Below are 12,737 nucleotides of genomic sequence, written 5' to 3'. Positions count from 1 at the left end.
AGACCGGGTCCGAAGCCCGCACGGGGATCGGCAGGTGGATCGTTCGGCATCTCTCTCGGACGGATCGCGTTCGACGCCTCACTCTGCAACACCCAGCGTCCGCATTCGGCGCTCGGAGGACGGACACCCGTCGAGGCCCACGAGGGCCCCGGCATGAAGGCGGCGGCATGATCAACAGGCAAGCTTAGCGTCGCCGAGAAACTGTCCGGGAAATAGGGACCACCTCAGAACGTGTGCGGCAATAGCCCGATCTGGCGCACCGCATCGGCCATCGACAGGCCCTGGCCATGCAGCACCTCGGCCTGGCGCAGTTTGGTGACAATGTCTTCCGGCTTCTCACGCTGTCCAGCCATTCCGCAGTCCTCCTGTCCACCGAAAACCAACCGGACTTCACGCATCGTGGGTGGACCACTTCAAAGGGGCTGGCTCACGCGTTTCCCCTGCAATCAGCCCGCCGAGATTGACCCGACGACGGATCACGTTCCGTCGAGGTGCGCAATTGCCGCCCCTTTCCGGGCGCCGCGCGGGAAGACCCGCGGCTCCTTTACCGCTAACATGGCAGCGTCCGTTACCCGGTGCAGGAGTCCGCACGTGAAAGACCTCTCTTCCTCCGCCATGACCACCGCCATCCGTGGCGCCACCGTCATTCTGCCCGACGGGCTCGCCGAGACCGATGTGGCGATCGCGGAGGGCAGGATCGTCTCGGTCGGCAGTTCCGGCGGCGCCGAGCGCGAGATCGACGGCCGCGGCCTGGTCCTCGCCCCGGCGATGGTCGACCTGCACGGCGACGCCTTCGAGCGCCAGGTGATGCCGCGCCCCGGCGTGCTCTTCCCGCTGGAGCCCGCGATCCTCGAAACCGACCGGCAGCTGGCCGCGAACGGGATCGCCACCGCGTATCACGCCCTGTCGCTGAGCTGGGAGCCCGGCCTGCGCTCCGCCGCGCAGGGGGCGGCCTTCCTCGAGGCGCTGGATGCCGCGCAGCCGCGGCTCTCGGTGGAAAACCGGGTGCAGCTGCGCTGGGAGACCTTCGCCTTCGAGGCGGTGCCGGTGATCGAGCGGGCGCTGACCGGAGGGCTGCTGCCCTCCATCGCCTTCAACGACCATACCTCGATGATGCTGCGCGATTTCGACCAGCCGCTGCAGGAGCGCGCCTTCGAGCACGGCCCGGATTTCCGCCCGGCGCATTTCGACGACCCGCGGCTGGCGGAGCGGGTCGCGGGCAGCGCGCGGCGGGCGGGCATCCCGACGGGCGAGTATCTCTACCGCCTGCGCCAGATATGGGACCGCCGCGACGAGGCGCTGGCGATGATCCGCCGGGTCGCCGCCGCCGGACGCTCGGTGCGCGCGCCGATGCTCAGCCATGACGACAGCCAGATCGCCGGGCGGCGCTTCTTCCGCCAGTTCGGCAGCCGGATCGCGGAATTCCCGATGAACCTCTCCGTGGCCGAGGCGGCGCGGCGCGAAGGCGACCTGATCGTCTTCGGCGCGCCGAACGCGATGCGCGGCAGCAGCCATCTGGGCTCTCTGGCGGCGGGCGACATGGTGGAGGCCGGACTCTGCGACGCGCTGGCCTCGGACTATTCCTATCCGGCTATGCTGGCTGCGGTGGCAAAGCTCGATGCCGAGAAGCGCGCCGGCCGCGCGGACCTGTGGCGCCTGGTCTCGGAAGGTCCGGCCCGCGCCATGGGACTAGCCGACCGCGGCACGATCGCGCCGGGCAAGCGCGCCGACCTCGTGCTGATCGACTGGCCCGAAGGGGGCGCCCCCGCGATCCGGCGCACCATCGCCGGCGGCCGCACCGCCTACCTGTCCGAAGCCCGCGGCTGATCCGGTGCCCGCAATCCGCATCGGCGCGGCGCTGGCGGCGCGCGAAATCGCGGCCCACCGGGACTGGCTGTTCGACGGCGGGCGCGACCTGGAGCTGCAGGACTTCCGCGGCCATGCCGCGCTGCGCGACTGGAAGGAAACCGCCGCGCAGATCCGTCCGCTGCTCGACGGCCATCGCGGGCGGCGCGGCATCCACGGGCCGTTCGAGGGGCTCGACATCGCCAATCCCGACCCCGAGCTGCGCCCGCTGATCACCGCGCGCTTCCTCGATGCCGTCGCCGCCTGCGAGGCGGTGGGCGGCAGCCAGATGGTGCTGCATTCGCCCTATGACGCCTGGTACCGCAACAACCTGCATCTGCGCCCGCGCTATGCCGAAGCCAAGGCCGAATGCATCCATGCAGTACTGGACCCGGTGGTCCGGCGCGCGGAGGAGGCCGGGGTGACGCTGGTGCTGGAGAATATCGAGGATGTCGATCCGGCGTCCCGGCGCGCGCTGGCCGAAAGCTTCGCCTCGCCCGCCGTGAGGCTCTCGGTCGATACCGGCCATGCCCATCTGGCGCGGCGCATGTCGGGCGCGCCGCCGGCGGATTACTTCATCCGCGATGCGGGGGCGATGCTGGCCCATGTGCATCTGCAGGATCTCGACGGCCATGCCGACCGCCACTGGCCGCCCGGCGACGGAGAGATCGCCTGGCCCGCCGTCTTTGCCGCCATCGCCGATGCGCCCTCCGCCCCGCATGCCGTTCTGGAGCTGCGCGACAAGTCGCAGATCCCGCGCGGCTTCGCCTGGCTCGCGGCACAGGGACTGGCGGAATAGGCCGGGCTCAGAGGAAGCGCGTGACCTCGCCCGCGACGCCCAGCCAGGCGCCGTCCTGCAGGGCGATGCCCAGGACCCGGTCCGGGTTGGTGGGCGGCGGCATCTCGACGCCCTCGAGCTTGGAAAAGCCGAAGCGGCGGTAATACGGCTCGTCGCCGACCAGCATCACCCGGTGCCAGCCGAGCTCGCGCGCGCGGTGCAGGCTCTCGTTCATCAGCAGCGCGCCCAGCCCCTCGCCCTGCCGCGTCGGGTGCACCGCGACCGGCCCCAGCAGCAGCGCCCGCGTGCCGCCGACCAGCACCGGCCAGTAGCGGATCGCCCCGGCAACGATGTCGTTTTCGTCGCGCGCAACCAGGCAGAGCTCGGCCACGCGCGGCACGCCCTCGCGCAGGCGGTAGGAGGACAGCGCCTCGCGACCCGGCGCGAAGCAGGTGTCATAGAGCCATTCGACCTCGTAACTGTCCTGTGAAGTCTCGGGCTCGATCTGAAACACCGTGCAGCACCTCTTTCCTGTCGCTGGCCCGCGCCCTATCACAGGACAGGAACGCGACGGAAGACCCCGGAGTAGCACAGTGTTTTACCAACCGAAAGACGGGCACGGCCTGCCCCACAACCCGTTCAACGCGCTGGTGTCCCCGCGCCCGATCGGCTGGATTTCCACGAAGGGCGCAGACGGGCGGACGAACCTCGCGCCCTATTCCTTCTTCAACGCGGTGGCCTATGTCCCGCCGCAGGTGATGTTTTCCTCCACCGGGGCCAAGCCCGACCGGGACAACACCAAGGACAGCGTGTCGCATATCCGCGAGACCGGCGTGTTCTGCGTCAACATCGTCAGCTACGCCCTGCGCGACGCGATGAACGCCTCTTCCGCCGGACTTCCGAAGGAGGAAAGCGAATTCGCCCATGCCGGGCTGGCCGAGACCCCGTGCGAGATGATCGACTGCCCGCGCGTGGCGGAGGCGCCGGCCAATCTCGAATGCCGCCTGGCCCAGATCGTGCCGCTGGCCGGACCGTCGAACACGATGGTCATCGGCGAGGTGGTCGGCATCCATATCCGCGACGACGCGCTGGCCGACGGCATGTTCGATGCCGCCGGGGCCGGGCTGCTGTCGCGGCTGGGCTACCGCGACTATGCCATCGTGCAGTCGCCCTTCACCCTGAAACGCCCCGACGACGCACGCTGAGGAGAGCGGGATGAAACACGAAGCCATCCAGGACTATTACGGCAAGACGCTGCAGGGCAGCGAAGACCTTCAGACCGACGCCTGCTGCACCCCGGCGGAGATGCCCGAACGGGTCAAGCGGGCGCTGGCCAATGTCCATGACGAGGTGATGGCGCGCTACTACGGCTGCGGGCTGGTCATGCCGCATGTGCTGGAGGGCATGCGCGTGCTCGACCTTGGCTGCGGCGCGGGGCGCGACGTCTATGCGCTGGCCCAGATGGTCGGCGCTGCGGGCGAGGTCGTCGGCGTCGACATGACGGCCGAGCAGCTGGCCGTCGCCCGGGCGCACCGGGACTGGCACGCGGAGCGGTTCGGCTTCGCCAACACCGCCTTCCACGAGGGCTATATCGAGAAGCTGGGCGAGCTGCCGCTGGAGCCGGGCAGCTTCGACATCATCGTCTCGAACTGCGTGGTGAACCTCGCCACCGACAAGGCCGCCGTGCTGGAGGGTGCCCACCGCCTGCTGAAGCCGGGCGGCGAGATGTATTTCTCCGACGTCTATTCCGAGCGGCGCATACCGCAGGCGCTGGCCGAGGACCCGGTGCTCTACGGCGAATGCCTTTCCGGCGCGCTCTACTGGAACGACTTCCTGCGGCTGGCCCGCGAGGCAGGCTTCCCCGATCCGCGCATGGTCGAAAGCCGCCCGCTGGCGATCGGCAACCCGGCACTGGCGGAGAAGCTGGGCCCGCACCGGTTCCTGTCGGCAACCTACCGGCTGTTCAAGCTCGACCTGGAACCCGATTGCGAGGATTACGGCCAGGCGGTGATCTACAAGGGCACCATCCCCGACAGCCCGCATGCCTTCGCTCTCGACGACCATCACGAGATCCAGGCGGGCAAGGTCTTCCCGGTCTGCGGCAACACCTGGAAAATGCTGGCCGAGACGCGCTTTGCGGAGCATTTCACGTTCATCGGCGATTTCTCCACCCATTACGGGATCTTCGAAGGCTGCGGCGGCAACAGCCCGTTCAACGCCGCCGCCCCGGACGCGGCGGCCTCCTGCTGCTGAACGCGCAGCCTGCGCGCCGGGCACGCTGTGCCCGGCCTGCAGCGGCGGCAGTTCCACGGGACCCATGCATGCCGCCCCGCCATTCCGGCGCGGCCGCCCGTCCCGCGCCGGGACGGAAACCCCGCAGCGGCGGTTGACAGATCATGGATGACCCAGCGTAATCTCGGGGCAATTGATCTGGCCAAGGTATCTTCATGAAAACCGCGATTCTTCTTGCCGCCCTCGCCCTTGCCGCCCTTCCCGGGACAGGCGCCATGGCGGATCCCCTGCGCATCGGCACCGAGGGCGCCTATCCGCCCTTCAACTTCATCAACGAGGCCGGAGAGCTCGACGGGCTGGAAAAGGAATTCGGCGACGAGCTGTGCAAGCGGCTCGAGGCCGACTGCGTCTGGGTCGTCAACGACTGGGATTCGATGATCCCCAACCTGGCCAGCGGCAATTACGACCTGATCATCGCCAGCATGAGCATCACCGAGGAGCGCGAGAAGGCCATCGACTTCACCCGCAACTACCTGCCCGCCGACCCGTCGGCCTTTGCCGCGCTGGCCGGTGCCGGCGCCGGCGTGATGACCGGCAAGGTGGCCGCGCAGACCTCCACCACCCATGCCGGCTACATCGCGGCCTCGGAGGCCGTGCTGGTGGAATTCCCCTCGCCCGACGAAACCATTGCCGCGGTTCGCAACGGCCAGGTGGATGCGGTCTTCGCCGACAAGAATTTCCTGACGGAGGCGGTCGAGACCTCGGGCGGCGAGCTGGTCTTCGTCGGCGACGAGGTCACGCTGGGCCGCGGCGCAGGCATCGGCGTGCGCAAGAGCGACGCGGCGCTGAAGGAGAAGGTCGATGCCGTGGTCGAGACGATGCGGACGGACGGCTCCATCAACGCGATGATCGACACCTGGCTCGGGCCGAAGGCCACCAAGTTCTGAGGCTGCGCGGCGGGCCCGGGCTCAGGCCGGGCGCCGCCGCCACAGATGCATCACGTCGGGACCGACCGGCCGCGACTCGATCAGGTCGAAGCGCGGCGCATCGGCCAGGTGCGCCAGCTCCATAGCGCCGAGCGACGGCCGGCCTTCGGCGCCGAGCGCCAGCCCGGCCGTGAAGCCGATCAGCCGGTCGGCCAGCCCGGCCTGGAGGAAGGACGCAGCCAGCATGCCGCCGCCCTCGCAATAGACCCGGGTCAGCCCGGCCCCGCCGAGGGCCTCCATCACCGCCGCCGGACCCAGCTGCCGCCCCTCGCCCAGGGCTGCCTCGATCAGGACCGCGCCGGTCGCGGCGAACGCCTCCCGGCGGGCCTCCGGCGCATCCGGGCCATGGACCAGCCAGACCGGGATGTCGCGCGCCGTGCGGGCCAGCGTGCCGTCCAGCGGCAGATCCAGCCGCCGCGACAGCGCCACGCGCACCGGCTGTTCCGCGATGCCGAGGCCGCGCACGGTCAGCGAGGGATCGTCGTCCCGCGCCGTGCCGCCGCCGATCAGAACCGCGTCATGGGTCGCGCGCTGCAGGTGCACCAGCCGCCGCGCCTCGGGCCCGGTGATCCACTGGCTCTCGCCCGAGGCCGTCGCGATCCGCCCGTCGAAGCTGGTCGCGAGCTTCAGCGTCAGCATCGGCCGGCCCTGCCCGATCCGCTTCAGGAAGCCTTCATGCGAGGCCAGCGCCTCCGCCGCCATCAGACCGGTATCGACCGCGATGCCCGCCGCCCGCAGGATCGCATGGCCCTTGCCCGCCACCCGCGGATCGGGGTCCTCCAGCGCCGAAACCACCCGCGCCACGCCCGCGCGCACCAGCGCCTCGGAACAGGGCGGCGTGCGGCCGTGATGGGCGCAGGGCTCCAGCGTCACATAGGCGGTCGCGCCGCGCGCGGCCTCCCCGGCCTGGGCCAGCGCCATCGCCTCGCCATGGGGACCGGACTGGCCCTGCGTCCAGCCGCGGCCGATGATCCGGCCGTCCTTCACGATCACGCAGCCCACAGAGGGGCGCGGCCAGACCCGCCCCAGCCCCCGCGCGCCCAGCGAGAGGGCCAGCGCCATGTAGCGCCGATCGGAAGTCATGGATCAGGCCTCCGGCGGAACCGCGCCGGGACGGAGCTCGGAGACGAACTTGTCGAAGTCATCCGCCGCCTGGAAGTTCTTGTAGACGCTGGCGAAACGCACATAGGCCACCGTGTCGATCCGCGCGAGCGTCTCCATCACGATCTCGCCGATGGTCTTCGACGGGATGTCCTGCTCGCCCAGCGATTCCAGCCGACGCACTATCCCGGAGATCATCTTTTCCATCCGGTCGGGTTCGATCGGGCGCTTCTGGCAGGCGATGCGGATCGACCGCTCCAGCTTGTCGCGGTCGAAATCCTCGCGCCGTCCGTTGGACTTGATCACCACGAGGTCGCGCAGCTGCACGCGCTCGTAGGTGGTGAACCGGCCGCCGCATTCCGGGCAGAAGCGCCGCCTGCGGATCGCGACATGGTCCTCTGCCGGGCGGGAATCCTTCACCTGGGTGTCCACGTTTCCGCAGAATGGGCAGCGCATGGGGCCTCCGTCGGTCAGTGCGGCTGATCGTCCACCGGGACTATAGGAGACCCCCGAGCGCTTGGGTAGTGCAGAAACATGCCCCCAACATAAAGTGTGTGCGGGGCGTCACGCGGCTCAGCGGAAGCTGCGCTGGCGGTCGCTGTACTGGCACATGTGGCGGCCGTTGCCGACGGTCACCGACTCGCCCAGCTGGCGCGGGTTCATGATCAGGCTGTTCGAGGTCGGCGGCGCCTCCTGCTGGCTCATCAGCGTGAAGGTGACCCCGCGCGTGCCCGGATAGCTGACGCTGTCCCCGGCGGAACGGGTGATCACCACGCGGTCGGTCGAGCGCGCGCCGAGCTTGCGGTGGGCATAGTCGGCCGCGGCGCAGAAGAACTGCGGACCGGCATCGCCGGGACCGGCGATGACCTCGAACGTGCCGGGGGTGTCCAGCGGCACGACGCGGCGGCCGTTGACCGAAAGATACTGCGAGCCGCCGGGATTGGCGGGCATGTCGCAGGCAGAAAGGGCGAGAACGGCAAGAGCCGGAATGATGGCGAGACGCATGGACCGAGTCCTCCTGAATACCTCAACACCTGTCAGAGCTTGGCCGCAGCGGCAAGACCGCGGCGATCAACTCTCGGAGGGCGCAACCGCGCGGGACTCAACCAAGATGGGCGGCCACTTCGCGCCGGTGCGGCGCACGCCGGTGCTCCACGACATAGATGCCCTGCCAGGTGCCCAGCTGCATCCGCCCGCCGTGCACCGGGATCGACAGGCTGACCGGCAGCAGCGCCGCCTTGATATGGCCGGGCATGTCGTCCGGCCCCTCGTAGACATGCGTCAGGTAGGACATCGAGGGATGGTCCGACGGCGGCACCAGACGCTCGAAATAGGCGCGCAGGTCCTGCTTCACCTCCGGATCGGCGTTCTCCTGGATCAGCAGGGAGGCCGAGGTGTGCCGGATCAGCAGCGTCAGCAGCCCGTCCCGGCAGTCCTGCGCCGCCACCCAGGCCGCAACCTCGCGGGTGATCTCGTGGAAGCCCGGCCCGCGCGTCGCGACGGTGAAACTGGTCTGCATCTGGCTGTCCTCCTGCATCCGGCCCGGCCGCGGCGCCCGCCCCGGCCCCGGCCGGACCAGCATCGCCCGGCCGGGGCGCGATTGCGATGCGGCGTCGCGCGCCATGCCGGAGCTTGCAGCGCGCCGCCGGTCCGGAATTGCCCCAAGCCCCTTGATCTCTTGGGCCGGATCCGCCGGGCTGGCCCCGGGTCCGACCGGAGGGCCTCGGCGGGCCGGCAGGCGCCGAAACGAAAGATCGCGCAGTTTCCTTGCAAATTTTAGCTACATATCAGTCGATTTTTGCGTCTTTGCATGCCAATAGCCGCATGCTTTCCGGCGCCCCGGCGCAAGGACGGCAAAACTCCGTCAAGGAGTCCGCGTGAAAGTGCCCCACGGCGCGCTGCCGGCCCGCAGCGCCAGCAGGAGCAGCAACGGAGACATGCAATGAGCGATACCGCCACGGTGTTCCGCCGAACATTGACGAGCAACAAGGAACTGGGCGAGGCCTCGCTGGCCACCAAGATCCTGGTAACCCGGCTGCGCCGCGAGGTGTCCTCGCAGCCTTCCGCGCTCGACAAGGCGGTAGGCGAGCTCTCCGCCTATTTCGCCAAGCATCAATTCGCCTCGAAGGACATTGCCGTCCTCTGACGGCAGGGAGGAGCTGCAATGAAGAACCGGATGATGACCGTCGCCGAAGCCTCCGCCGCGATCGCGGCAGGCAAGACGCTGCTGATCGCGGGCTCCGAGACCGCGCTGCGCCACCTGCCGAAGGGCCGCTGGATCGGCGGCACCTCGGTATATTTCCTGACCGCCGAAGGCGGCCGCTGCGACGAGGAGGACGTCTTCGTCACCGAATTCGAGACCGCCACCAGCTGCCGGATCCGCCATTACGGGCCCGACGCCCTGCCCGGCCTCGCCCAGGCGCGGTTCGAACACGGCATTTCGGCGATCCTGATCCCGGCCTTCTCGAAGGCGCATGCGCAATTCGCCATCGAGGGCGCAGGCTACGAGGGCGTGTTCGACCAGCCGCTGATGGGCTGGATCACCGGCACCCATCTCGACGAGATCGGCAAGACCACGCCCAAGATCTTCGACGGCCTGACCGGCGCGGTCTATGACGAGGGCGCCGTGCTGCTGCATGCCGAGCTGCCGGCGGGCACCATGGCCGAACTCGACATCATCAACCTGTTCCAGCAGGATCCGGCCGCCGACACGATCGTCTTCGACACGGACGGGTTCTCGGCCGAAACAGCGCAGGTCAACGGCGAGACCGTGGATTTCGCGGCCTATGTCGCGTCGAAGGGGCTCGACACCAAGCTGCCTCTGGTGGCGGACTATGCCGGGGCGATGATCAACGTGTCCTTCCAGTCGGTGGATGCGGACAAGCACCGGGTCCAGTTCTACGCGCCGGTGATCGCCGGAGTGGAATACAAGCTGGCGAAATCGACCGGCGACTATGCCACCTCCTTCGCTGCACGGATCGGCAGCGAGGGCGGCGAGGAGCTGTCCTGCAACTGCATCCTCAACTATCTCTACGGCGAGATGGAAGGGAAGAAGACCGGCAGCTTCACCGGCCCGGCCACCTTCGGCGAGATCGCCTACATCCTGCTGAACCAGACGCTGGTGCATCTGAAGTTCGAAGCGGCAGAGGCAAGCCAGGTCGCCTGACCCGGACGGGGCTCCGCCGGGGCCCTGTCCTGCCTGCATGGCCTGCGGCCCGCAGATGGCACGAGACGCCGTCTGCGGGCCGCTTTTCCGCTTTGGCTGCTCCGCGGAAACCATGACCGGCCTTCCGCGCAGGCGGAACCGGCCAGTCCGGCCGCTTTCCAACGCATCGGCCCCTGCCCGGTTCGGCACGCATGTCGGGGCCCGCGCTTGCCGGGCAAGCCGGAACGTGCGGGCTTGCCGCTCCCGAGCGCCGGCACTTCCCGGACTGCCCCCCAGACCGGCCGACCACAGATGGCCGACCACAGATGGCCGACGCGGCCCGCATGCCTGATCGCGCCGCGGCCGTCCCCGCCGCGATGACCTGCGCCATGCCCGCCGAAGAACAGCGGCCGGGCAGCGGCATGGCCGGAGCCCGTCTCGCACGGCATGCCCGGAAAACGGCAGAAGGCACGAAAAAGCCTGCCAATCCGCAGGACTGGCAGGCTCTGATCTGGCCGCAGGCAAGCTGCGGAAGGACCGGCTTACTGGTCGAGGAAGCTGCGCAGGCGGCGCGAGCGGCTCGGATGCTTCAGCTTGCGCAGCGCCTTCGCCTCGATCTGGCGGATCCGCTCGCGCGTCACGCTGAACTGCTGGCCGACCTCTTCGAGCGTGTGGTCGGTGTTCATGCCGATGCCGAAGCGCATCCGCAGCACCCGCTCCTCGCGCGGCGTGAGCGAGGCGAGGACCCGCGTCGTCGTCTCCTTCAGGTTCTCCTGGATCGCGGAGTCGAGCGGCAGGACCGCGTTCTTGTCCTCGATGAAATCGCCGAGCTGGCTGTCTTCCTCGTCGCCGATCGGCGTTTCGAGGGAGATCGGCTCCTTGGCGATCTTCATCACCTTGCGGACCTTCTCCAGCGGCATCTGCAGCTTTTCCGCCAGTTCCTCCGGCGTCGGCTCGCGGCCGATCTCGTGCAGCATCTGGCGGCCGGTGCGGACCAGCTTGTTGATCGTCTCGATCATGTGGACCGGGATGCGGATGGTCCGCGCCTGGTCGGCGATCGAGCGGGTGATCGCCTGCCGGATCCACCAGGTCGCATAGGTCGAGAACTTGTAGCCGCGGCGGTACTCGAACTTGTCGACCGCCTTCATCAGGCCGATGTTGCCTTCCTGGATCAGGTCGAGGAACTGCAGCCCGCGGTTGGTGTATTTCTTGGCGATGGAGATCACGAGGCGCAGGTTCGCCTCGACCATTTCCTTCTTTGCCTGGCGGGCCTCCTTCTCGCCCTTCTGCACCTGCTGGACGATGCGGCGGAATTCGCTGATGTCGAGGCCGACATACTGGCCGACCTGGGCCATGTCGGAACGCAGTTCCTCCACCTTGTCGAGCGAGCGCTCGAACAGCGCCTGCCAGCCGCGGCCGGGCTTGTCGCCCATGCGGTCGATCCAGGTCGGGTCCAGCTCGTAGCCGCGATAGGCCTCGATGAAGTCGCGGCGGTTGATCCGCGCCTGGTCGGCAAGCTTCACCATCGCGCTGTCGATCGACATGACGCGGCGGTTGATGCCGTAGAGCTGGTCGATCAGCGCCTCGATCCGGCCGGAATGCAGGTGCAGCTCGTTCACCAGGAGGACGATCTCGCTGCGCAGCAGCTGGTATTCGTCCTCGTCTTCCTTCGAGAAGCTCTCGTCCTCGTTCAGCGTGGCCGAGATCCGCATGTCCTGCATGTCGGACAGCGTCGCGTAGTCCCGGGCGATGCGGTCCAGCGTTTCCAGAACGCGCGGCTTCAGCGCGGCCTCCATCGCCGCGAGCGACATGTTGGCCTGGTCCTCGTCGTCCTCGTCGTCTTCGCGCGAGATCGGATTGCCGTCGGCGTCGTATTCCGGCTGGGCCTCGCCGCGCTCTTCCTTTTTCGCGCCGTCATTGTCGGCGACCACGCTGAGCCCTTCGACGACCGGCGTGCTCTCTTCCTCGCCCTCCTCGCCGACGCCGCGGCCGAAGGTGGCCTCGAGGTCGATCACGTCGCGCAGGAGAATGTCCTCGGACAGGAGTTCGTCCCGCCAGATGGTGATGGCCTGGAAGGTCAGCGGGCTTTCGCAGAGCCCGGCGATCATCGTGTTGCGCCCGGCCTCGATCCGCTTGGCGATGGCGATCTCGCCCTCGCGGCTCAGCAGTTCGACCGACCCCATCTCGCGCAGGTACATGCGCACCGGGTCATCGGTGCGGTCGAGCTTCTCGGTCTCGCTGCCGCCGATTGCGACGTCGCGCGACTCGTTCTTGGTGATCACCGCGGTCGAGGCGGCCGGAGTGCCGTCGCCCTCCTCGGCTTCCTCGTCCTCGATGATGTTGATGCCCATTTCCGAGAGCATCGACATCACGTCCTCGATCTGCTCGGAGGAGACCTGGTCCGGCGGCAGGACCTGGTTGAGCTGGTCGTAGGTGATGAAGCCCTTCTCCCGGGCATCCGCGATCATCTTCTTGACGGCGGCCTGGCTCATGTCGAGCATGGGCTCGTTGTCGTTGTCATTCTGCTTGTGATCGTCGGTGTCCTTGGCGGCCATTTGCAGCTCCTTCGCGGGGTCCCGGGCGACTCACCTAGTGCCCGTCGCTGATTCTGTCACTGTCTAGCGAGCAATTATGAGTGATTCGTCACGGA

At 68.5% G+C, this 12,737-nt stretch carries 14 protein-coding genes; 7 read left to right on the top strand and 7 right to left on the bottom strand.

The window, feature by feature from the left end; all coding sequences use genetic code 11:
* Nucleotides 1-224: 224 nt before the first annotated feature.
* On the bottom strand, nucleotides 225-353 hold the full coding sequence (locus tag HCC78_RS34505; RefSeq protein ID WP_256368330.1) for a hypothetical protein: 129 nt from the start codon (nucleotides 351-353) through the stop codon (nucleotides 225-227).
* Between the two features lie 238 nt (nucleotides 354-591).
* Here HCC78_RS34505 and HCC78_RS23495 point away from each other — a divergent pair, with 238 nt between their 5' ends.
* Nucleotides 592-1,827 carry an alpha-D-ribose 1-methylphosphonate 5-triphosphate diphosphatase gene (locus HCC78_RS23495; protein ID WP_371743917.1) on the top strand — a complete coding sequence of 412 codons (1,236 nt, stop codon included), beginning with the start codon at nucleotides 592-594 and terminating at the stop codon, nucleotides 1,825-1,827.
* 4 nt (nucleotides 1,828-1,831) lie between these two features.
* Nucleotides 1,832-2,644: a TIM barrel protein gene (locus HCC78_RS23490; protein WP_172331219.1), complete on the top strand. Its 813-nt coding sequence runs from the start codon at nucleotides 1,832-1,834 to the stop codon at nucleotides 2,642-2,644.
* A 7-nt stretch (nucleotides 2,645-2,651) separates the two neighbouring features.
* Here HCC78_RS23490 and HCC78_RS23485 read toward each other — a convergent pair whose 3' ends face one another.
* Entirely contained in the window at nucleotides 2,652-3,137 is a 486-nt protein-coding gene (locus HCC78_RS23485; protein ID WP_172331218.1) for a GNAT family N-acetyltransferase, read from the bottom strand.
* Nucleotides 3,138-3,216: 79 nt separating this feature from the next.
* On the opposite strand from HCC78_RS23485, the gene HCC78_RS23480 reads away from it, so the two are divergent.
* The 3 genes from HCC78_RS23480 to HCC78_RS23470 all read left to right on the top strand — a co-directional run bounded on the left by HCC78_RS23480 (nucleotide 3,217) and on the right by HCC78_RS23470 (nucleotide 5,802).
* Nucleotides 3,217-3,828, top strand: a complete 612-nt coding sequence (locus HCC78_RS23480) for a flavin reductase (protein WP_172331217.1) — start codon at nucleotides 3,217-3,219, stop codon at nucleotides 3,826-3,828.
* A 10-nt stretch (nucleotides 3,829-3,838) separates the two neighbouring features.
* Nucleotides 3,839-4,876 (top strand): methyltransferase domain-containing protein, encoded by a 1,038-nt coding sequence (locus HCC78_RS23475; RefSeq protein ID WP_172331216.1) that lies wholly within the window; start codon nucleotides 3,839-3,841, stop codon nucleotides 4,874-4,876.
* A 194-nt stretch (nucleotides 4,877-5,070) separates the two neighbouring features.
* Nucleotides 5,071-5,802, top strand: a complete 732-nt coding sequence (locus HCC78_RS23470) for a transporter substrate-binding domain-containing protein (protein ID WP_172331215.1) — start codon at nucleotides 5,071-5,073, stop codon at nucleotides 5,800-5,802.
* Nucleotides 5,803-5,823: 21 nt separating this feature from the next.
* Here HCC78_RS23470 and ribD read toward each other — a convergent pair whose 3' ends face one another.
* The 4 genes from ribD to HCC78_RS23450 form a co-directional block, all read right to left on the bottom strand.
* Nucleotides 5,824-6,924: a bifunctional diaminohydroxyphosphoribosylaminopyrimidine deaminase/5-amino-6-(5-phosphoribosylamino)uracil reductase RibD gene (gene ribD / locus HCC78_RS23465; RefSeq protein WP_172331214.1), complete on the bottom strand. Its 1,101-nt coding sequence runs from the start codon at nucleotides 6,922-6,924 to the stop codon at nucleotides 5,824-5,826.
* A gap of 3 nt (nucleotides 6,925-6,927) precedes the next feature.
* The gene (gene nrdR, locus HCC78_RS23460; RefSeq protein ID WP_138464976.1) at nucleotides 6,928-7,398 is read right to left on the bottom strand and encodes a transcriptional regulator NrdR; all 471 of its coding nucleotides are present in this window, start codon (nucleotides 7,396-7,398) and stop codon (nucleotides 6,928-6,930) included.
* 117 nt (nucleotides 7,399-7,515) lie between these two features.
* Nucleotides 7,516-7,947: a hypothetical protein gene (locus HCC78_RS23455; RefSeq protein ID WP_172331213.1), complete on the bottom strand. Its 432-nt coding sequence runs from the start codon at nucleotides 7,945-7,947 to the stop codon at nucleotides 7,516-7,518.
* A gap of 97 nt (nucleotides 7,948-8,044) precedes the next feature.
* Nucleotides 8,045-8,461 (bottom strand): secondary thiamine-phosphate synthase enzyme YjbQ, encoded by a 417-nt coding sequence (locus HCC78_RS23450; protein WP_172331212.1) that lies wholly within the window; start codon nucleotides 8,459-8,461, stop codon nucleotides 8,045-8,047.
* A 423-nt stretch (nucleotides 8,462-8,884) separates the two neighbouring features.
* Here HCC78_RS23450 and HCC78_RS23445 point away from each other — a divergent pair, with 423 nt between their 5' ends.
* Nucleotides 8,885-9,088 (top strand): hypothetical protein, encoded by a 204-nt coding sequence (locus HCC78_RS23445; protein WP_172331211.1) that lies wholly within the window; start codon nucleotides 8,885-8,887, stop codon nucleotides 9,086-9,088.
* An 18-nt stretch (nucleotides 9,089-9,106) separates the two neighbouring features.
* Nucleotides 9,107-10,108 carry a hypothetical protein gene (locus tag HCC78_RS23440; RefSeq protein ID WP_172331210.1) on the top strand — a complete coding sequence of 334 codons (1,002 nt, stop codon included), beginning with the start codon at nucleotides 9,107-9,109 and terminating at the stop codon, nucleotides 10,106-10,108.
* Between the two features lie 521 nt (nucleotides 10,109-10,629).
* On the opposite strand, the gene rpoD is transcribed toward HCC78_RS23440, so the two are convergent.
* Entirely contained in the window at nucleotides 10,630-12,642 is a 2,013-nt protein-coding gene (rpoD, locus tag HCC78_RS23435) for an RNA polymerase sigma factor RpoD (RefSeq protein ID WP_172331209.1), read from the bottom strand.
* Nucleotides 12,643-12,737: the final 95 nt, after the last annotated feature.

It is taken from the genome of Mangrovicoccus sp. HB161399, assembly GCF_013184745.1.
Lineage (GTDB): Bacteria > Pseudomonadota > Alphaproteobacteria > Rhodobacterales > Rhodobacteraceae > Mangrovicoccus.
The sequence above is the reverse complement of the archived record's forward strand: the minus strand, read 5'-3'. Positions and strand labels throughout refer to the sequence as shown.

Bases quoted from the DNA above. Each gene is read 5' to 3' on its own strand.
- ribD (WP_172331214.1), bottom strand. From the start codon at position 6,924: ATGACTTCCGATCGGCGCTACATGGCGCTGGCCCTCTCGCTGGGCGCG.
- HCC78_RS23470 (WP_172331215.1), top strand. From the start codon at position 5,071: ATGAAAACCGCGATTCTTCTTGCCGCCCTCGCCCTTGCCGCCCTTCCC.
- nrdR (WP_138464976.1), bottom strand. From the start codon at position 7,398: ATGCGCTGCCCATTCTGCGGAAACGTGGACACCCAGGTGAAGGATTCC.
- HCC78_RS23455 (WP_172331213.1), bottom strand. From the start codon at position 7,947: ATGCGTCTCGCCATCATTCCGGCTCTTGCCGTTCTCGCCCTTTCTGCC.
- HCC78_RS23440 (WP_172331210.1), top strand. From the start codon at position 9,107: ATGAAGAACCGGATGATGACCGTCGCCGAAGCCTCCGCCGCGATCGCG.
- HCC78_RS23475 (WP_172331216.1), top strand. From the start codon at position 3,839: ATGAAACACGAAGCCATCCAGGACTATTACGGCAAGACGCTGCAGGGC.
- rpoD (WP_172331209.1), bottom strand. From the start codon at position 12,642: ATGGCCGCCAAGGACACCGACGATCACAAGCAGAATGACAACGACAAC.
- HCC78_RS23445 (WP_172331211.1), top strand. From the start codon at position 8,885: ATGAGCGATACCGCCACGGTGTTCCGCCGAACATTGACGAGCAACAAG.
- HCC78_RS23450 (WP_172331212.1), bottom strand. From the start codon at position 8,461: ATGCAGACCAGTTTCACCGTCGCGACGCGCGGGCCGGGCTTCCACGAG.
- HCC78_RS34505 (WP_256368330.1), bottom strand. From the start codon at position 353: ATGGCTGGACAGCGTGAGAAGCCGGAAGACATTGTCACCAAACTGCGC.